The following is a 17,538-nucleotide window of genomic DNA, read 5'->3' as shown; positions in this document are numbered from 1 at the left end:
GGCCCCGAAGGTATCGGACAGAAAGTCCAGCGACCAGCGCTGGTTCGGCCGCATCGGCACCGGCATTGGCGTGCGACTGCCACGCGCCCGTTTGCGGCCACAGCGTCGACGCACCGACAGGCCCTCTTCCCGATAGATGCGGCAGAGCTTCTTCTCGTTCATGATCATGCCCTTGCGCTCCAGCAGGATGCCCACACGCCGATACCCGAAGCGGCGACGCTTCTCGGCGATCTTGTGCATCTCCTCACGGATCTCCGGGCTATCGGGCGGTCGTTCACGCCGCACCGTCTTCGGATCGACACCGATCAGGACGCAGGCCCGACGTTGAGAGATCGGATGATCTTTCATCGCCCGCAACACCGCGTCCCGCCGCGCCATCGGTGTCGTCAGGCCTCAGCCATGGTCCTCGGACCAATGGCGTCCCATGACTTCGATCCCAAGAGATCCTTCAGAACCACGTTATCCAACATCGCATCCGCCAGCAGGCGTTCCGACACCCGCGCCGGGGCAGGGTCTTGGGAGATTAAGCAGCGCGGCGGATAGTTATGATCGTGCCGCCCTTTCCGTCAACCGAGATTTACATGATGTATCGCCAACGCTCGTAGCGGGACACTATTATTGCAACAATCTTATACATATCATAGCCAGCAACGCGCCATTCGAACGTCTGAGCTTGGTGCTTTCCATCCGGCCTTTGTATAAGGGCGGCAGGATCAAGGGAGGCCGCAGATGCCGAGGCCGCGTATGACGAGCAGGATGGACGAGGTCACGGAGCCGCTTGTTCCGGCCGATAAGGCGGGGGTCTCGCTGTCCCGTGTCGCCTATGATGCGGTCCTGCGCCAGATCCTGACCGGAACGCTGCGCGGCAATGACGTGGTGCAGGAGGGCAAGCTGGCGGCCGATCTGGGCCTGTCGCGCACCCCCATGCGCGAGGCGATCGGCAAGCTGGAGGGCGAGGGATTCCTGGTCCGCAACGGCCGCACCCTGATGGTGCAGGAGCTGACGCTGACCGATTACCTGGAAATCGTCCACATGCGGCGCTGCCTGGAATCGGAAGCCATCGCCATCGCCATCGATTCCGTGGGCGAGCCCGATTTCACCGAAGACTTCCTGCAGGGCTTGCGCGACGAATTCGAGGCGCTGCCGCTGGATGCCGGGCAAGAGGCCTATTGGATGATCGACACCCGCCTGCATGGCGCGATCCTGCGCGCCTCGCACAGCAAGCTGTTGCACAACTATGTGCTGTCGCTGCGCCAGCGCACCCTCTTGTTCGGCAGCGACCGCCAGCAGGCCCGGCTGGAGGTCGGGCGGGACGAGCATCTGGCGATCATCGACGCGCTTCTGGCCCGCGACCGCGAGGCCGCCGTCGCCGCGATGCGCCGCCATCTGGACAACATTCGTGACGACGCGCTGCGCAGCCTGTGGCGGTTCGGCTGAGCCGCCACAGGCTTCCGCTTCAGCCGATCGAGGTGATCTGGCCGCCATCAATGCGCAGGAACGATCCGGTGATGAACCCTGCCGAACGCCCGGCCAGGAAGGCCGCCGCCGCGCCGAACTCCTCGGGCGTGCCGTAGCGGCCGACCGGGATCCGCCCCCAGGATTGCGCCCGTACGGCGTCCAGGCTTTGCCCTGTCCGCGCCGCCGCGCCGCCGTCGATCTGCGCCACGCGGTCGGTGTCGATGCGGCCGGGGATCAGCACGTTGACGGTGACGCCATCGGCGCCCACCTCGCGCGCCAGCGTCTTGCTCCACCCCGCCGTCGCCGGGCGGATGGCGTTCGAGACCGCCAGATTGGCGATGGGCTCGACCATGCCCGAGGAACCGACGGTCATGATCCGGCCATAGCCCTGCGCGCGCATCTTCGGCAGCAGGCGCATGGCCAGGGTGACCGGGCCCATGAACAGCTGCTGGAAGGCGGTGGCATAGGCCGCCATCTCCACCCCCGTCGCCGGGCCCGCCGCGGGGCCGCCGCTGTTCAGCACCAGGATCCCCGCGCCACCGAACTCCGCCTCGACCGTGTCGGCCAGGGCGTTCACGCTGGCCAGATCGGCGGTGTCACAGGCCAGGCCCACGCAATCCAGCCCGATCCCGGCCGCCGCCGCCTTGGCCTCGGCCAGGGTGCGCGAGGTCAGGATGACCCGCACGCCTTCCGCCGCCAGCGCCGCGCTGATGCCGCGCCCGATGCCCTTGCCGCCGCCCAGCACCAGGGCCGTCTGCCCGGAAATTCCAAGTTCCATTGTCATCCTCAACCGTTTGGGCCACCGTTCAGACTGCTTTCTCTTGCCAGATCGCCGCGTCGCCCCCGCCGCGCGGCAGGAAGCGGCCATGACCGGGCTGCACCTGCAGCCGGTCCTCATTCACCACCGGCTGACCGCGCAGGTAGACCGCCTCCACCGCGCCGATCAGGTCCCGCCCGGGGTAGGGCGTATAGCCCGTGCCATCCTGCACCGTGTCATCCGACAGGACCGTGCGGGCTTCGGGGTTCCACAGCACCAGATCGGCATCCGCTCCCGGCGCGATGCGCCCCTTGTCCTGCAGATTGTAGATCCGCGCAGGAGCCTCTGCCCCCAGTTCGGCCACCTGCGGCAGGGTCAGCCGCCCGCGCATCGCCGCGTCAAACAGCAGCGGCATGCGGGCGCCCAAGCCGGGCATGCCATTGGCCATCTGCTTGAACGTGGCCCCCGGCCCGGCCGCCAGCTTGCCCGAGGCGTCATAGCGGAAGGGCGCATGGTCCGAGGAGACCAAATCCAGATCGCCCGCCCGCAGCGCCTGCCAGAGGGCGGCCTGATCCGCCTCGGTCCGCAGCGGGGGCGAACACATCCATTTCGCGCCCTCGGTCCCCGGCTTGTCCATCACCGCATCGGTGAGGAACAGGTAATGCGGGCAGGTCTCGGCCCAGAGGGTCGCGCCCCGGGCGCGCGCATCGCGGATCAAGGATAGCGGTTCGGCGGTGGAGACGTGGAAGATCATCACCGGATGGCGCACCAGCTCGGCCAGAGCGATCAGGCGGCCGATGGCTTCGTATTCGGCCAGGCGGGGATGCGACTCGGCCTGATGGCGGGGGGCGGTCTTGCCCTCGGCCAGAAGGCGGGCGGTGGCCCAGTGGATCATGTCGTGGCTCTCGGCATGGACGCAGACCTGCGCGCCCTCGGCCTTGGCCACCTGCAAGAGCTTCAGGATCCCGGCATCGTCGACGATCAGCGGGTCATAGGTCATGAAGACCTTGATCGAGCCATGGCCGCTGCGGATCAGCGCGGGCAGATCCTTCTGCACCGTCTTGGGCGAGGGGTCGGTGATGATCATGTGGAAGGCATAGTCGACCAGCGCGCCCCGGTCGGCGCGCAGGTGGTAGTCCTGTACCACTTCGGCCAGATCCATGCCGCGATGCTGGGCGGCGAAGGGGATGATCGTAGTGGTGCCACCGAAGGCCGCCGCGCGGGTGGCGCTTTCCCAGGTATCGGCGTTCATGATGCCGGCGGCGGTCATCTGCTCGACATGGCAATGGGAATCGACCCCGCCCGGCAGGACATAGCGCCCTTTGGCCGAACGTTCGACACGCCCTGCGGGCAGGTCCGCGCCCAGGGCCGCGATCTTGCCGTCCCGCACCGCGACATCGGCGGTGACCACGCCCGAGGCGGTGACGACCTGCCCGCCGCGCAACACAAGATCATAGGGGGCGCGCTCTGCCATGCCTGCCTCAAACCTGTCCCTGTCCAAAGCCGGTTCTCACCCGATGGTGTGCTCGTGGCAATACGTTCCGTATACAAATCGTATAGCAACGCACGAAATCTTCGCCGCGGGGCCTGTCTGTGCGTACGCGAGCCGTGTCACCGCATGGAAAAAAGGCGCCCCGCAAGACGCCCTTGTCGGTCTCAGAGCGCCGCGCGTTTGTCGGTGCGGGCGATGCGGGCCAGCATATAGTCCACCTCTTCCCGCGCACGGGCCGACAGCGTGCTGCCCGGCTTGCGCTGCACATCATGGGCGATGGCCCCGCGCCCGGCGAGAACGTATTTGCGCACCGCCAGACCGACGCCCGGCTGCTGTTCATAGCGGATCAGCGGCAGGTGGGCGTCGAACAGGTCATGCGCCGCATCGCGCTGCCCGGCCTGTTGCAGATTGAACAGCTCGACCAGCATGTCGGGGAAGCCGTAGCCGGTCATGATCCCGTCCGATCCGCGCTCGCCCTCGAAATCCAGGAACAGCCCGCCATTCGCCGTCAGCATGGACACGCGGCGCATCTGGCCCCCGTCCTGCAGGGCGCGCAGCCTCGACAGTTTCTCCAGCCCCGGCCAGTCTTCGGCCTTCAGCATCACGCAGGAGGGCAGCTCTTCGACGATCTTCGCGATCAGCGGCACCGACATCTGCACCTGCAGGGTCAAAGGATAGTCCTGCAGGGCCCAGGGGATATCGTTGCCCACCGCCTCGATGCACTGGTGGAAATAGGTCAGGATCTGCTCATCGGTGCGCAGGTTGGGCGTGGGGGCGATCATCACGCCCGCGGCGCCCGCCTCCATCGCCTGCCGGGCCAGCAGGCCCATGCCGGTCAGGTTAGGGCTGGAAACGCCCACCACCACCGGCACGCGCGAGCGCGCGATCACCTGCCGCGCGATGGACAGGCTTTCCGGCCCGGTCAGCTTGTTCGCCTCGCCCATGATGCCCAGGATGGTCATCCCGGTGGCGCCTGCGTCCTGATAGAAATCGGTCAGCCGGTCCAGCGAGACGGTGTCGATGCTGCCATCGAGCAGGAAGGGCGTCGCGGCGATCGGGTAGACGCCGGAGGTTTCGGCACTGAATGTCATCGAAGCTCTCACAATGCATGGTTTGCGCGGGCCTGTCCCGCCAGGTCCGCGAAAGGCGCGGGATGTGGTCGACAGGATGGCAGATGCGGGAACGGATGGGGATATCGTCGTGCGGTGTTTGTATACGATGTGGATACCATGGAGCATCGCCTGCAGGGATCGAAGCCCGCCTTAGCGACGAATCGGCCCCCGGGGCCATCGAACTCCTGCACAGGGATTGGGCAGAGGGAAAAATTCTTGCTCAGGGACCCACCGGAGAACAGTTTGCGCCTGGGTGGAATAATATAAGAATAACCCACGTATCCCATTTGGACACGTGACCCGCTATCAGATCCTCAGGAAGAGTTCCGGACCGACAGGAGATGCGCGCCATGAAACTCACTGGTTACATCCGCAAGGCCGTGTGGGGCGTCACCGCCTCGCTAATAGCGATGACGGCCAGCCCGCTGCTGGCTGAAACCGATTACCCAACCCGCCCGGTGACCATCCTGGTCGGCGCGGGCCCCGGCGGCGGCAATGACCTGGCCGCCCGGCTGATCGCCGACGACCTGACCAAGACGCTGGGCCAGGCCTTTGTCGTCGAAAACCGCCCGGGCGCCTCGGGTGCCCGCGCGGCGGAATACATGATGACCCAGCCCGCCGATGGCTACACGCTGCTGCTGGGCAATACCGCGACCCAGATCTACAACGCGATGCTTCTGGCCGACACGACCTTCGACCCCGACCGCGACAGCGCCCTGGCGGGAATGTTTGGCAAAAGCAGCAATGTTCTGGTGGTGAACAAGGATCTGCCGGTGAATTCGGTGGCCGAGCTGGTGGCGCTGGCCAAGGAAAAGCCCGGTGAGCTGAACTACGGTTCGGCCGGGGTGGGCGGCTCGATCCACCTGGCGGGCGCCTATTTCACCCAGCTGGCCGAAATCGACGCGGTCCATGTGCCGTTCAAATCCGGCGCCGAGATGATGACCGACATCATCGCTGGCAACACCGATTTCGCCATCGACAACCTGGCGACCTCGTTCAGCGCCATCTCGAACGGCGATCTGAAAGCCCTGGCCGTGACCAATGCCACCCGCTGGGACTCGCTGCCTGACGTGCCCACCATGGCGGAGGCCGGCTATCCGCAGCTGGACCTGACCTCGTTCTACAGCCTGGTCGCCGCCAAGGACACGGATCCTGCGGTTCTGGACAAGCTGAACACCGCCATCGCTGCCTATGTCGCCAGCCCCGAAGGGGCCGAGCAGCTGGGCCGCATCGGTGCGGTGCCCTTCGATCTGTCCCCGGCCGATTATCCCGCGTTCATCACCACCCAGGGCGAGATCTGGCGCGCGATGATCGTGGCCGGTGGCACCACCCCGCTGAAGTAAGACCGCAAGTTCCATGGGACGCGCCGCGCCTTCGGCGCATCCTTTCCGTTTCGAACCGACAGGAACCCGCCCATGTCAGTCATCAACAAGGAGGTCGGCTGCGGCCTTTTCTTCATAACGGTGGGCGGGCTGTTCCTGCAGCAGGCCTCGGGGCTGGAGATCGGTTCCGTTCGCAGCATGGGTCCGGGCTATATGCCGGGCGTGCTTTCCATCCTGCTGATCGTCATCGGGCTGATCGTCGCGGGCAAGGGGATCTGGACCGCGCGTGAGGTGCTTCCCAAGCTGCCGCTGCGCGCGCTGATCTTCATCCTCGTCCCTCCACTGCTGTTCGCGCTGATGATCGGGCCCTTCGGCCTGGCCCTGTCGATGTTCGTCCTGGCCGCCTGCGCCGCGATGGCGGACCGCACGACGCGCCTGCCGCAGGCGGTGCTGATCGGTCTCATCATGTCGGCCCTTTGCGTGACGCTTCTGGTCTGGGCGCTTGGCGTGCCGATCCGCGTCATCGGGCCCGCGCTGCAATTCTGGGGGGGGTGAGCATGGATCTGCTGAACAACCTTGGCATGGGGTTGGGCGTCGCCCTGCTGCCCGAGAACATCCTGTTCTGCTTCCTCGGCGCGCTGCTGGGCACGCTGGTCGGCGTTCTGCCGGGCGTTGGCCCCGCCGCGACCATCGCGATCCTGCTGCCGCTGACCTACGCGCTGGATCCCTCCACCTCGATCATCATGCTGGCGGGCATCTATTACGGGGCGCAATATGGCGGCTCGACCACCGCGATCATGATCAACCTGCCGGGCGAGACCTCGTCCATCGTGACCGCCATCGACGGCTACCGCATGGCGCGCAAGGGCCGGGCCGGGGCCGCGCTGGCGGTTGCCGCCGTCGCCTCGCTGTTCGCCGGGACCGTCTCGACCCTGGTCCTGGCCGTCTTCGCCCAACCGCTCAGCCGGGTGGCGCTTAACTTTGCCGCACCGGATTATTTCGCGCTGATGGTGCTGGGGATGCTGGCCTGTGTCGCCCTTGCCAGCGGGTCGCTGCTGAAATCGGTGGGGATGAGCATCGCGGGCATCCTGTGTGGCTTGATCGGGACGGACATCTACAGCGGCACCTCGCGGCTGACCTTCGGGCAGTTCAGCCTCTATGACGGGATCAGCATCATCGCCATCGCCTCGGGCGTCTTCGGCCTGGCCGAGATCCTGCGCAATCTGGAGGGCGGATCGGGCAGCAGCACCACGCTGCGCCTGACCGGAAGCCTGATGCCGACGCGCGAGGAAGCGCGGCGGTCCGTCATGCCGGCGATCCGGGGCACCGGGATCGGCACCGTGCTGGGCCTCTTGCCCGGCGGCGGCGCGGCGCTGGCCTCTTTCGCGGCCTATGTCACCGAAAAGCGCATCTCGCGCCACCGGGCCGAATTCGGCAAGGGCGCGGTCGAGGGCGTGGCGGCACCCGAGGCCGCGAACAATGCCGGGGCGCAGATGTCCTTCCTGCCGATGCTGACCCTGGGCATCCCGTCCAACCCGATGATGGCGCTGTTCATTGCAGCACTGATCCTGCAGGGCATCGTGCCCGGCCCGCGCGTGATGGAGGCGCAACCGCAGTTGTTCTGGGGCCTTGTCGCCTCGATGTGGGTGGGCAACCTGATGCTGGTGGTCTTGAACCTGCCGCTGGTGGGCCTGTGGGTGCGGTTGCTGACCATTTCCTACAAGTACCTTTTTCCCGCCATCCTGGTCTTCGCGGTCTTCGGCGTCTATGCCACCCAGAACAGCACGACGGACCTTTACGTCATGGTGGTCTTCGGGGCGCTTGGCTATCTGGCCTCGAAACTGGGGGCGGAGCTTGCCCCCTTCATCCTGGGCTTCATCCTGGGCCCGATGCTGGAGGAATACCTGCGCCGGTCGCTGATCCAGTCGCGCGGCGATTTCCTCATCTTCCTGGAGCGCCCGATCTCTGCCGCCCTGCTGGCCTTGGCCGTCGCCATCGTGATCGCCGCCAGCCTTCCCTCGGTCGCGCGCCGCCGCAATGCGATCTTCGCGCCGGACCCCTGATCCCTGACCTGCCGAAAGTCCCGCCCATGACCCTGTTCCCTCAGCCCTATATCAACGCCACCGCGTTGAGCGTGACCCGCAAGGCCCAACCCGCTGGGGATCCGTCCAGCTGGATCCAGCTTTCGGCCAATGAATCCGCCTTCGGCGCCAGCCCTCTGGTGCATGATGCCCTCGCGAAGGCCAGCCAGCGGCCCGAGCTGTACCCCGAGCCCAGCTCGGCCGTGCTGCGCAAGGCGCTGTCGGAAACCTTCGGCTTCTCGCCCGACAGTCTGATCTGCGGCAACGGGTCCGAGGCGATCATCGAGACGATCTACCGCTGCTATGCCCGCCCCGGAGATGAGGTGGTTTTCAGCCGCCATTCCTTCATCCAGTTCCGCATCTTCGCGGATCGGGTCGGTGCCAAGGCGGTGCTGACCGATGAAACCGACCATCACACCGACATCGACGCGATCCTGGCGGCGATCACCCCGCGCACGAAGATCGTCGTGGTGGCCAACCCCAACAACCCCACCGGCACCGTCCTGCCCACGAGCGAGATCCGCCGCCTGCGCGATGCGCTGCGGCCCGATATCGTGCTGCTGCTGGATTCGGCCTATGCGGAATACGTCGCCGATCCGGCCTATACGGCGGGGCATGAGCTGGTGGAGGGGACCGAGAATGTCATCGTGACCCGCACCTTCTCGAAGGCCTTCGGGCTGGCCGGTCTGCGGGTGGCCTGGGCGCATGGCCCCCAGTCGATGATCGCGATCCTGAACCGCATGCGCCAGATCGGCAATGTCGGCGCGCTGGCCCAGGCGGCGGCGGTGGCGGCCCTGCAGGATATGGCATTCATGCGGAATGCCGTGGCCGAGACGGCGGTGCTGCGCGCAGCCCTGTCGCGGCAGCTCGAGGCGCTGGGGTTCGCCTCGCTGCCCGGTCACGGCAACTTCCTTTGCACGGCCTTCGCGGACTCGCGTGCGGCGCATGCCTTCCTGCTGGAACGCGGCATCATCCTGCGGCCCATCGAGGATTACGACCTGGCGGGCTTCCTGCGCATCACCGTCGGCACGGCGGAACAGAACGCGGCCCTGGTCGCCGCGCTGACGGAATATGCGCAATCCGCCGCCGCGTGATCTGAAAGAGATCCGCCCCCGGGATGCCGGGGGCGGAGGCTCAGCCCGCGTCAGCGACCGGGCGCACCGGATGGCGCCAGCGCGCATCCAGAAATTGTTGGATCTGCAGATGGTATCCCTGCGGATCGCGGAAATAGGTGCCGATCAGCGAGCCATCGCCCAGCTTCTGCGGCGGGTGTTCAAAGGTATCCACGCCGCGTGCCACCAGCGCTTCATACATCGCCTGCACATCCTCGCAGAGGAAGGTGACCATCATCCCCTTGGTGCCCAAGGGGCGGTTCGCCATGCAGCAGACCCCCAGATAGGCCCCCGGCGCGGTGCGGAACACGCGGCATTTCCCCTGATCCAGCACCATCTCCAGCCCCAGCACATCGCTGTAGAACGGCGCCAGTTTCTCAAGGTCATCGGTATACAGCCAGGTCACGGCCTGTTCGATGGGGGGACGGGGAGGGGTCATCACGTTTGTCCTTCAATAGGGCGCTGGCGGTCTTCAGCCAGCGGGATCGTAGACCGAGGCGGGTTTGGCCAGCCCCAGATTCTCGCGCAGGGTGGCGCCGGTATATTCGGTGCGCATCAACCCGCGTTTCTGCAGGACGGGGACGACATGGTCGACGAAATCGTCCAGATCACGGCTCATCACCGGGGGCATCAGATTGAACCCGTCGGCAGCACCGTTGCGGAACCACAGTTCCATCGCATCGGCCACCTGCTCCGGCGTGCCGGTGACGGCCAGGAAGCCGCGCGCGGCGGCGGTCTTCTGGTAGAGCTGCCGGATCGACAGATTGTCGCGCTTCGCCATGTCGATCAGGATCTGGCGGCGCGACTTGCCGCCCTCTGTCTCGGGGATCTCGGGCAGGGGGCCGTCGGGATCATGGTCGGTCAGATCGACGCCCAGAAGGTCGCGCAGCTGGCCGATGCCGACACGGTGATGCACCAGTTGCTCCAACGACGCCGCCTTCGCCTGCGCCTCCGCCTCGGTCGAGCCGATGATCGCCACCAGCCCCGGCAGGATCCGCAAGCTGTCCGGCGCGCGGCCATGGGCGGGCAGGCGTCCCTTCAGATCGGCGTAGAAGGCCTGGCCCGATTCCAGCGTGGGTTGGGCGGTGAAGACCAGATCCGCCGTGCGCGCGGCCAGATCCATCCCGGCCCCGGACGAACCCGCCTGCACGATCAGCGGCGTGCCCTGCACCGCGCGGGCCATGTTCATCGGGCCGCGCACCTGGAAATACGGCCCCTTGTGGTTCAATTCCCGCACCCGACCGGGGTTCAGGTAATTGCCGCTCTCCTTGTCGACCAACACCGCATCTGCGGCCCAGCAATCCCACAGCCCGCGCACCACATCGGCGAATTCGCTGGCCCGGGCATAGCGTTCCGCATGGGGGATCTGGTGCTCGCGGCTGAAGTTCTGCGCCTCGGCCTCGGTCGTCGACGTGACAAGGTTCCAGCCCGCCCGCCCGCCGGAGAGTCGGTCGATCGAGTTGAACATCCGCGCGACGGTGAAGGGTTCGTAATAGCTGGTCGAGGCGGTGGCGATAAGCCCGATGTTGCGGGTGCTGACGGCCAAAGCGGACAGCAGGGTGATCGGCTCGAAGATCGCGGTGCGCGACAGATGCTGGATCGTGTCTCGGTTCCAGTCGCGCCATCCGGCCACATCGGCCAGGAAGACCAGGTCGAACTGCCCCCGCTCGGCGGTCTGCGCGATCCTTTGGTAATGCTCCAGTGTCAGCTCGGACCCCGGATCGGTCGAAGGGTCGCGCCAGCCTGCCTGATGGTGCCCGAAGCCCTGCAGGAACGCCCCCAACGCCATATGTTCAACCATGCCGACCCCGCTTGTCCGATGCTTCCGGCCGCGTGGTTCGTAGCCGACAATCTGTTGTATTTTGCGTATACGAACGATACAATTATATAATACAACAAGGTGTCAATCGCGCCAGAGAAGGGTGAGAGATGCTCGAAATCCAGGCGAAACTGCGTGAATGCCAGGTCGCGACCCTGACCTCCACCCTGTTCAAGCGCGGCCTGAACACCCGGTTCTTCTCGGGCCTGAAGCCGCTGACCTCCGACAAGACCCGCATCGTGGGCGAGGCTTTCACCATCCGCGCGATCCCCGTGCGCGAGGATCTGCGCGCCGCCGTGGGCAAGGGCGGGGCACCCAACCTGCACCGGCTGGCCATGGCGGCGACCGGGGCGGGGCAGATCATCGTCTATGACGGTAATGGCTGCGCCGATGTCTCTCCGCTGGGGGACATCATCGCGCTGGCCCTGCGCGACAAAGGTGTACTGGGCTTCATCACCGATACCGGCGTGAACGACCTTCCGGCCATCGGCGAGATCGGCTTCCCGATCTGGGGCAAGGGCCCGGCGGGCATTCCCGGTGGCGCGAAGATCCAGGTGGCCGACTGGAACCTGCCCATCGGCTGCGCCGGGGTGGCGGTCTTCCCGGGCGATCTGATCGTCGCGGATGAGACGGGCGCCGTCTGCATCCCGCGCGAGATCGCCGCCGAGGTGGCCGGGGAGGCCTGGGAGGTCGAGCAGCTGGAGATCTTCATGACCGCGGAGATCGCGGCGGGCGCGCCCTTGGAGACGACCTATCCGCCGGATGCCGAAACCCGCGCGCGGTATCAGGTCTGGCGCCAAGCGCGGATCCGCCCTTGAGCAGTGGCGTGTGCCGTATTGTGGATCCAGTCGCGCAGATGGGACAGCCTCAAGCGCAGGATCTGAGCTCGAGACAGATCAGGGCAAAGCGAACGCCGGATATTGTCCCCGCGTCGGTTGTGATGCTGCAAGCTGCCGCTACGTCAAGCAAATTACAGAACGTGGCCACGCAGCAGCATTAGAATGCGAATGTCAGCTTCGGGCGGCACTGCAATCATTAAGATCGAAAATTTGCTGCGACGTGTGTCGAACGCCAGCTTCTGGGTATGCCGCCACGCAGCTTCGGTCGGGGATGACCGGCGGCCCTGGGGCCGATCGTCGTCGCGGGTGGTTCGGCGAGCGGACGCAGAGATTGACTGCCGCGCCTTGCCTGCGAACGGTGGGCGGAGGCGCCGTGCTCCCAGATGTCAGGTCATTGTCTCCCAATCAGCATGAGTGCTAGTTCCAATCTACAAAGATCGGAAGCTGACATGTACGAGCGGTTCGTTACGCAGCGCGTGGAAGAGGTGCTGGCCGATACGCCTGTTGTCCTGATCGTCGGGCCGCGGCGGGCTGGCAAGACCACGCTGGTCCGTAAGATGGGTGAGGTCGGGCGCAGATACATCACACTTGATGAACAGACCGTTCTGGAGGCCGCCCGGACGGATCCATAGGCTTCATTCGTGGTCTTGACCTTGCGATCATCGACGAGATCCAGCGCGCGCCCGACCTGCTGCTGGCGATCAAGAAATCCGTCGACGACGACTACCGTCCGGGACGGTTCCTGTTGACCGGCTTTGCCAATGTTCTGACGCTGCCCCGCGTGGCCGACAGCCTTGCGGGGCGGCTGTCGGCCAATCGATCAGCCATGAAGTCCATTGACCAGACCGTGTTCGGGGCCTCTGGGGCGCTAAGTTCAGCGACTGCACCGGCGCCGCGGCCCTTCTGGGCAGTCTGCCCAACGCGGAATGGCTGATCGCGGACCGGGGCTATGATGCCGACTGGTTCCGGGAAGCTTTGAAAGACAAGGGGATACGCCCATGCATCCCTGGTCGAAAGTCCTGCGGCAAGACCGTCAGATCCGACAAGCGGCGCTGTCGCCGCCGTAACAGGATCGAGATCATGTTCGGCGGATTGAAGGACTGGCGCCGCATCGCCACACGCTAGGACAGATGTGCCAAGACCTTCCTGTCCGCCGTCGCCCTCGCTGCCACCGTCTTGTTCTGGCTTTGACGGTCAATGAGTCTGGAACCTGGCCTTCCGAGCCATCGCAATCGGCGATGGTGCCCATGCGAACCACTGCTTTGCCATCCTGGCGCACCGCTGCACAACAAAGCGATGAGCCAATCCGCTCGGGATGAAAGGGCATCAGATGAACAAGCAAACAACCGATATTCAGGTCTTCTGGCAGCCCGGCTGCTCTTCGTGTCTGCGGACAAAAGAGTTCCTGACCAAGCAGGGCGTGGCTTTCGAATCAATCGACGTCCACAACGATGCCGAGGGGCGGGCCCGCCTGCTGGCGCTTGGCGCGCGAACGGTGCCGGTCGTCGCGCGGGCGGGCAAGTTCACCTACTGCCAGACAATGAAGGATGTGATCGCTTTCCTGCAGCTTGACACGACGATGAACGAGCCACTTTCTCCGCAGGTTCTGAAGGATCGCTTGATCCTTGTGATCACTGCTGCCGTGCGTTTTACCCGCCAGATGCCGGCGGAGTTTGCCTTTTCTCCTTTCCGCGACCGTGACCGCTCCTTCGCCTCCACCGCGTTCCATACCTTTCGGGTGGCCGAGATGGGCATAGAGGCGGCCCGCCAGATCGAGCTGCGGTCGGAAGGGTTCCGAGAGGTTCCTCCGTCAGACTGGACGACCGGGGATATCGCGCTGTGGGGCGAGGCCGTTGCCTCCAAGGTGGCGGATTGGTGGGATGAACCCGGAAATGACCGGGGCTTCGCCTATACGGTGCCGACCTATTACGGCACTCGCCCGATGCATGAGGTGTTTGAGCGCACCGTATGGCATGCGGCCCAGCACACGCGGCAGCTGATGCTGATGCTGGAAAGCTATGGCGTCACCCCCGACCGCCCGCTGACAGAGACCGATCTGGCCGGCTTGCCGATGCCCGACAGCGTCTGGTGATTGGTTTGCATCGAGATATCGCGATGCCAAGGCATGCAAGGGTGGTGATCCTGGGGTCAGGTCCCGCCGGTTACACCGCTGCAATTTATGCGGCCCGGGCCAATCTTCGCCCCCTGGTCATCGCCGGGGATGTGCCGGGCGGCCAACTGACGACGACCACCGATGTCGAGAACTGGCCCGGAGACCTGCCTGCGGTGCAGGGCGGAGAGCTGATGGCGCGGATGGCGCATCACGCAGAAGCCATGGGCGCCGAGATCGTACAGGATGTAATCACCTCCGCTGATCTGTCTCGCAGACCCTTTGTGCTGGCCGGGGCGATGGGCACGAAATATCTGGCCGATACGCTGATCATCTGCACCGGCGCCACCGCGCGCAGTATCGGACTGCCATCCGAGGCGCTGTTCCGCGGTCGCGGCGTGTCAGGGTGCGCGACCTGTGACGGCTTCTTTTACAGGGATCAGGACTGTTCCGTGATCGGAGGTGGAAATACCGCTGTCGAAGAGGCGCTTTTCCTTGCCGGCATGGCGCGGCGTGTCCATCTGATTCACCGTCGTGACAGGCTGCGGGCCGAGCCTGCGTTGCTTGACCGGCTACAGGCAAGGGTCGAGGCCGGCCAGATCGTGCTTCATATGAACCGCACTCTTGAAGAGGTTCTGGGTGATGAGGGCGGGGTCACGGGCGTGCGTCTGCGCATCGTTGGGGGCGGAGCCGAAACTCTGAAGGTGACCGGGTGTTTCGTTGCCATCGGCCATGATCCGAATACCGGGCTATTCACCGGCCAGTTGGAGGCGGAGGCGGGCTATCTGGTGACAGGCCGGGCCGATCCCGCTTACAGAATGATGACCAGTGTGGCCGGGGTCTTCGCGGCGGGTGATGTGCAGGATGCGGTCTATCGGCAGGCGGTCACCAGCGCAGGCGCGGGCTGCATGGCGGCACTGGATGCGCGGCGCTTTCTGGAAGAGCGTTTGCCCGATGCCGCGATGGGCAGCAGCATGGTGCCGGCCTAGGCGGCCCCGGTGCGCAGGCGATCGAACATCAGACGCGCCGCACTTGGCAGGGCGGCGCTTGACCGGACGCCGATGCGGAACTGCCGCGCGGCCCAATTGTCGATCAGGGCGACGATTGTGTAATCCATTGCCGGAGCATGGCGGCGGGCGATGTCTTCCGGCAGGACGCCAAGGCAATAACCAGAGCTGACCATCATGCACAGCGCTTCAAACGTCCGAACACGTACCCGGACCTTGACCTGACGCCGGTCCCGCTCGGCGGCCCGCGTCAGTCGTGTCTGGGTCGCATTGTCACGGCTGAAGCCGACATAATCATAGTCCAGCGTCTCGGCGAAGGTAACAGACGAGCGTGTCGCAAGTTCGTGGTCGCGGGGCAGGATGACCACCAGCCGATCCGAATGGAACGGGTGTGTTTCTAGACCCATGTCATTCACCTCGTCAGTGAAGATGCCGATGTCGGCAGCATTGCCCATCACGGCCCGGGGAACCTGACTGCTGATCTCTTCCTGAAAATGTACCCTGATCTCGGGAAAATCCTTCAGCACTGAATTGACCCGCGACGGCAGAAACTGGGCGAGAGCGGAGGTGCTGGTACAGATGCGAACCAGTCCCTTGATGCCGCTGGAAAACCCCTGCATCTGCACCGGAATCTGGTCAAATTCATGCAATGCGCTGCGGGCCAGCGACAGAAGTTCGACCCCGGCCGAGGTCAGCTTTGCGCCCTTGTTCGAACGGAGGGCCAATGGCGTCTGCAAGAGCGCCTCAAGATCCGAGATGCGCCGGCTGACGGCGGCGGCGGCGATATTCTCGCTTTCAGCGACCGCGGCGATCGTGCCGGTTTCGGCCAGCCGCACGAAAAGCCTTAGCGTCAGGGGATCAATGCGCATTTTTCAACCTGTTGCGAGGGGCGCGCCCTTTGCGCGGAACCGGCGTGAATGGTCCAAGAATGCCCTGCGCTGCGGTACAGGCAAGCTCGATATGTCGCCGAAGCCTCACCAAAGCCTGCACAGAGCCAAACCTCAGGTTAAGTGCAACCGACGCTGCCCTGTCCTAGTCTGCCGCCAAAGCCACGCGCGGGGGAGCGCGTGTCGCAGGGGGGCGCGGTTCATGACCAACGCGAAACATTTCAATATGGCCGCCGTTCCAACGCGGATCATAAGGGGCGGTTCGTCCAAGGGGATATATCTCTGGCGCGACGATCTGCCGGCCGCAGGGGCGGAACGGGATGCACTGGTCCTGAAGGTCTTCGGCTCGCCCGACCGGCGGCAGATTGATGGGTTGGGCGGGGCCGACAAGCTGACCAGCAAGGTCGCGATCATGGGGCCGCCCACGCGGCCCGACTGCGACATCGACTATCTGTTCGGGCAGGTGAATACCGAGCTGCCGCGGGTCGACTGGCGCGCGAATTGCGGCAACCTGTCGGCGGGGGCGGCACTTTACGGCGCGCTGACCGGGGCCGGGCGGGTTGAGGGCGACCGGATGCTGGTGAATGTCCATCAGGCCAATACCGGCCGGGTGTTGCGCACCATCGTGCCGATGGTGGACGGGTTCCCTGCGGTGGATGGCGATTTCAGCATCGGTGGCGTGCCGGGCACCGGAGCGCGGATCGACGTCGATTTCGGCGATTTCGCGGGATCGGCGCTTGGCGCGTCGGTTCTGCCGACCGGCAATGCCCTTGACCGGATCGAGGTGCCGGGCATTGGCGCGCTGGATGTCAGCGTGGTCGACATGGCCAATTTCCTGATCTTTGTGCGGGCGGCCGATATCGGCATGGATACCGCCGCCTCGATCTTTGACATGCAGGCCGATACCGCGCTGGTCGCCCGGCTGGAGGCCGTGCGGAAAGCGGTTTCCGCGCATGTCGGTTTCATCACCGGGTCGAATGCCGATGAGGAACTGCGCGTCAGCACCAACCCGCTGATCTTTGCCGTCGCCCCTCCGCGCGACTATGGCGCGACAAATGGCGGGCAGGTGACGGCCGACAGCCATGACCTCTTTTCGAGGTCGCTTGCGCGGTTCGAGTTTTCCAAGGCCTATCCCGGTTCGGGCGCGGCGGGCACCTCGGTCGCGGCGGGTATTCCCGGCACGCTGGTGCATGAGGCGGCGGGCGATATTGGGCAGGCTCGGGGCATCTTTGACCTGCGTGTGGGCCATCCAGGCGGCGTGCTGAGCGTTTCGGCCCAGGTTTCCGCAGGCCCCGGTGGCGTGCAGGTGCAAAAGGCGCTGATCGGGCGGACCGGGCGTCTGTTGATGGACGGCATGGCCTATATCCGCCGCTGACCGGATCACAGAGGAAAGGTCGGGTTCGGCGGTGGGCGCTGCCATGCGAACCTATGATCATTTCATCGCCAGTTTTTCTGGTGTTGACTAACCATAAGTCACCAACGCCTGACCTCTGCCGAGTTGTTCGTTGCGGGGGCTGTGGCAGAACACTCCCCATCGAACGG

Annotated in this window: 16 protein-coding genes and 3 pseudogenes; 12 read left to right on the top strand and 7 right to left on the bottom strand. The window is 65.3% G+C overall.

Going from position 1 to position 17,538, the window contains the following annotated elements; genetic code table 11:
- Window positions 1-491: pseudogene (locus K1Y73_RS07540) on the bottom strand (IS3 family transposase); the annotation flags it as partial.
- A 265-nt stretch (window positions 492-756) separates the two neighbouring features.
- On the opposite strand from K1Y73_RS07540, the gene K1Y73_RS07535 reads away from it, so the two are divergent.
- The gene (locus K1Y73_RS07535) at window positions 757-1,437 is read left to right on the top strand and encodes a GntR family transcriptional regulator (RefSeq protein ID WP_225027607.1); all 681 of its coding nucleotides are present in this window, start codon (window positions 757-759) and stop codon (window positions 1,435-1,437) included.
- Window positions 1,438-1,456: 19 nt separating this feature from the next.
- Here the strand turns inward: K1Y73_RS07535 and K1Y73_RS07530 are convergent, their stop codons facing one another.
- The 3 genes from K1Y73_RS07530 to K1Y73_RS07520 all read right to left on the bottom strand — a co-directional run bounded on the left by K1Y73_RS07530 (window position 1,457) and on the right by K1Y73_RS07520 (window position 4,798).
- The gene (locus K1Y73_RS07530; RefSeq protein ID WP_225027606.1) at window positions 1,457-2,242 is read right to left on the bottom strand and encodes an SDR family oxidoreductase; all 786 of its coding nucleotides are present in this window, start codon (window positions 2,240-2,242) and stop codon (window positions 1,457-1,459) included.
- Between the two features lie 22 nt (window positions 2,243-2,264).
- Window positions 2,265-3,689 (bottom strand): dihydropyrimidinase, encoded by a 1,425-nt coding sequence (gene hydA / locus K1Y73_RS07525; RefSeq protein ID WP_225027604.1) that lies wholly within the window; start codon window positions 3,687-3,689, stop codon window positions 2,265-2,267.
- A gap of 182 nt (window positions 3,690-3,871) precedes the next feature.
- On the bottom strand, window positions 3,872-4,798 hold the full coding sequence (locus K1Y73_RS07520) for a dihydrodipicolinate synthase family protein (RefSeq protein ID WP_225027603.1): 927 nt from the start codon (window positions 4,796-4,798) through the stop codon (window positions 3,872-3,874).
- A 371-nt stretch (window positions 4,799-5,169) separates the two neighbouring features.
- Here K1Y73_RS07520 and K1Y73_RS07515 point away from each other — a divergent pair, with 371 nt between their 5' ends.
- From K1Y73_RS07515 to K1Y73_RS07500, 4 genes are all read left to right on the top strand, one after another.
- Window positions 5,170-6,162, top strand: a complete 993-nt coding sequence (locus K1Y73_RS07515) for a Bug family tripartite tricarboxylate transporter substrate binding protein (protein ID WP_225027601.1) — start codon at window positions 5,170-5,172, stop codon at window positions 6,160-6,162.
- Window positions 6,163-6,234: 72 nt separating this feature from the next.
- Complete coding sequence (locus K1Y73_RS07510) at window positions 6,235-6,696, top strand: tripartite tricarboxylate transporter TctB family protein (protein WP_225027599.1); 462 nt, start codon at window positions 6,235-6,237, stop codon at window positions 6,694-6,696.
- Between the two features lie 2 nt (window positions 6,697-6,698).
- A complete protein-coding gene (locus K1Y73_RS07505; protein ID WP_225027597.1) occupies window positions 6,699-8,204 on the top strand; it encodes a tripartite tricarboxylate transporter permease in 1,506 nt (501 codons plus the stop codon).
- A 26-nt stretch (window positions 8,205-8,230) separates the two neighbouring features.
- Window positions 8,231-9,316 (top strand): pyridoxal phosphate-dependent aminotransferase, encoded by a 1,086-nt coding sequence (locus K1Y73_RS07500; RefSeq protein ID WP_225027595.1) that lies wholly within the window; start codon window positions 8,231-8,233, stop codon window positions 9,314-9,316.
- 40 nt (window positions 9,317-9,356) lie between these two features.
- Here K1Y73_RS07500 and K1Y73_RS07495 read toward each other — a convergent pair whose 3' ends face one another.
- Complete coding sequence (locus K1Y73_RS07495) at window positions 9,357-9,773, bottom strand: VOC family protein (RefSeq protein WP_225027594.1); 417 nt, start codon at window positions 9,771-9,773, stop codon at window positions 9,357-9,359.
- A gap of 33 nt (window positions 9,774-9,806) precedes the next feature.
- Window positions 9,807-11,135, bottom strand: a complete 1,329-nt coding sequence (locus tag K1Y73_RS07490) for an LLM class flavin-dependent oxidoreductase (RefSeq protein ID WP_225027592.1) — start codon at window positions 11,133-11,135, stop codon at window positions 9,807-9,809.
- Between the two features lie 128 nt (window positions 11,136-11,263).
- Between K1Y73_RS07490 and K1Y73_RS07485 the strand changes: the two genes are divergently transcribed.
- From K1Y73_RS07485 to trxB, 6 genes and pseudogenes are all read left to right on the top strand, one after another.
- Complete coding sequence (locus K1Y73_RS07485; RefSeq protein WP_225027591.1) at window positions 11,264-11,971, top strand: RraA family protein; 708 nt, start codon at window positions 11,264-11,266, stop codon at window positions 11,969-11,971.
- Window positions 11,972-12,441: 470 nt separating this feature from the next.
- A complete protein-coding gene (locus K1Y73_RS07480; protein WP_225027589.1) occupies window positions 12,442-12,624 on the top strand; it encodes an AAA family ATPase in 183 nt (60 codons plus the stop codon).
- Window positions 12,621-12,743 (top strand): annotated as a pseudogene (locus tag K1Y73_RS22115) (ATP-binding protein); the annotation flags it as partial. The gene K1Y73_RS07480 and the pseudogene K1Y73_RS22115, both read left to right, overlap by 4 nt.
- A gap of 125 nt (window positions 12,744-12,868) precedes the next feature.
- Window positions 12,869-13,183 (top strand): annotated as a pseudogene (locus K1Y73_RS07470) (transposase); the annotation flags it as partial.
- A gap of 139 nt (window positions 13,184-13,322) precedes the next feature.
- Window positions 13,323-14,084 (top strand): glutaredoxin domain-containing protein, encoded by a 762-nt coding sequence (locus K1Y73_RS07465; protein ID WP_225027588.1) that lies wholly within the window; start codon window positions 13,323-13,325, stop codon window positions 14,082-14,084.
- Window positions 14,085-14,125: 41 nt separating this feature from the next.
- A complete protein-coding gene (gene trxB, locus K1Y73_RS07460) occupies window positions 14,126-15,091 on the top strand; it encodes a thioredoxin-disulfide reductase (protein WP_318248224.1) in 966 nt (321 codons plus the stop codon).
- Here trxB and K1Y73_RS07455 read toward each other — a convergent pair.
- Entirely contained in the window at window positions 15,088-15,978 is an 891-nt protein-coding gene (locus K1Y73_RS07455) for a LysR substrate-binding domain-containing protein (RefSeq protein WP_225027587.1), read from the bottom strand. The genes trxB and K1Y73_RS07455 overlap by 4 nt on opposite strands.
- Before the next feature lie 220 nt (window positions 15,979-16,198).
- On the opposite strand from K1Y73_RS07455, the gene K1Y73_RS07450 reads away from it, so the two are divergent.
- On the top strand, window positions 16,199-17,371 hold the full coding sequence (locus K1Y73_RS07450; RefSeq protein ID WP_225027586.1) for a PrpF domain-containing protein: 1,173 nt from the start codon (window positions 16,199-16,201) through the stop codon (window positions 17,369-17,371).
- Window positions 17,372-17,538: the final 167 nt, after the last annotated feature.

The sequence above is a fragment of the Xinfangfangia pollutisoli genome, assembly GCF_020179405.1.
GTDB lineage: Bacteria > Pseudomonadota > Alphaproteobacteria > Rhodobacterales > Rhodobacteraceae > Pseudogemmobacter > Pseudogemmobacter pollutisoli.
Note: the sequence above shows the minus strand (reverse complement) of the source record. Positions and strands in the feature narration are given on the sequence as shown.

Bases quoted from the DNA above. Each gene is read 5' to 3' on its own strand.
- K1Y73_RS07485 (WP_225027591.1), top strand. From the start codon at position 11,264: ATGCTCGAAATCCAGGCGAAACTGCGTGAATGCCAGGTCGCGACCCTG.
- K1Y73_RS07495 (WP_225027594.1), bottom strand. From the start codon at position 9,773: ATGACCCCTCCCCGTCCCCCCATCGAACAGGCCGTGACCTGGCTGTAT.
- K1Y73_RS07530 (WP_225027606.1), bottom strand. From the start codon at position 2,242: ATGACAATGGAACTTGGAATTTCCGGGCAGACGGCCCTGGTGCTGGGC.
- K1Y73_RS07515 (WP_225027601.1), top strand. From the start codon at position 5,170: ATGAAACTCACTGGTTACATCCGCAAGGCCGTGTGGGGCGTCACCGCC.
- K1Y73_RS07535 (WP_225027607.1), top strand. From the start codon at position 757: ATGGACGAGGTCACGGAGCCGCTTGTTCCGGCCGATAAGGCGGGGGTC.
- K1Y73_RS07510 (WP_225027599.1), top strand. From the start codon at position 6,235: ATGTCAGTCATCAACAAGGAGGTCGGCTGCGGCCTTTTCTTCATAACG.
- K1Y73_RS07455 (WP_225027587.1), bottom strand. From the start codon at position 15,978: ATGCGCATTGATCCCCTGACGCTAAGGCTTTTCGTGCGGCTGGCCGAA.
- K1Y73_RS07520 (WP_225027603.1), bottom strand. From the start codon at position 4,798: ATGACATTCAGTGCCGAAACCTCCGGCGTCTACCCGATCGCCGCGACG.
- K1Y73_RS07490 (WP_225027592.1), bottom strand. From the start codon at position 11,135: ATGGTTGAACATATGGCGTTGGGGGCGTTCCTGCAGGGCTTCGGGCAC.
- K1Y73_RS07480 (WP_225027589.1), top strand. From the start codon at position 12,442: ATGTACGAGCGGTTCGTTACGCAGCGCGTGGAAGAGGTGCTGGCCGAT.
- hydA (WP_225027604.1), bottom strand. From the start codon at position 3,689: ATGGCAGAGCGCGCCCCCTATGATCTTGTGTTGCGCGGCGGGCAGGTC.
- K1Y73_RS07505 (WP_225027597.1), top strand. From the start codon at position 6,699: ATGGATCTGCTGAACAACCTTGGCATGGGGTTGGGCGTCGCCCTGCTG.
- K1Y73_RS07500 (WP_225027595.1), top strand. From the start codon at position 8,231: ATGACCCTGTTCCCTCAGCCCTATATCAACGCCACCGCGTTGAGCGTG.
- K1Y73_RS07465 (WP_225027588.1), top strand. From the start codon at position 13,323: ATGAACAAGCAAACAACCGATATTCAGGTCTTCTGGCAGCCCGGCTGC.
- K1Y73_RS07450 (WP_225027586.1), top strand. From the start codon at position 16,199: ATGACCAACGCGAAACATTTCAATATGGCCGCCGTTCCAACGCGGATC.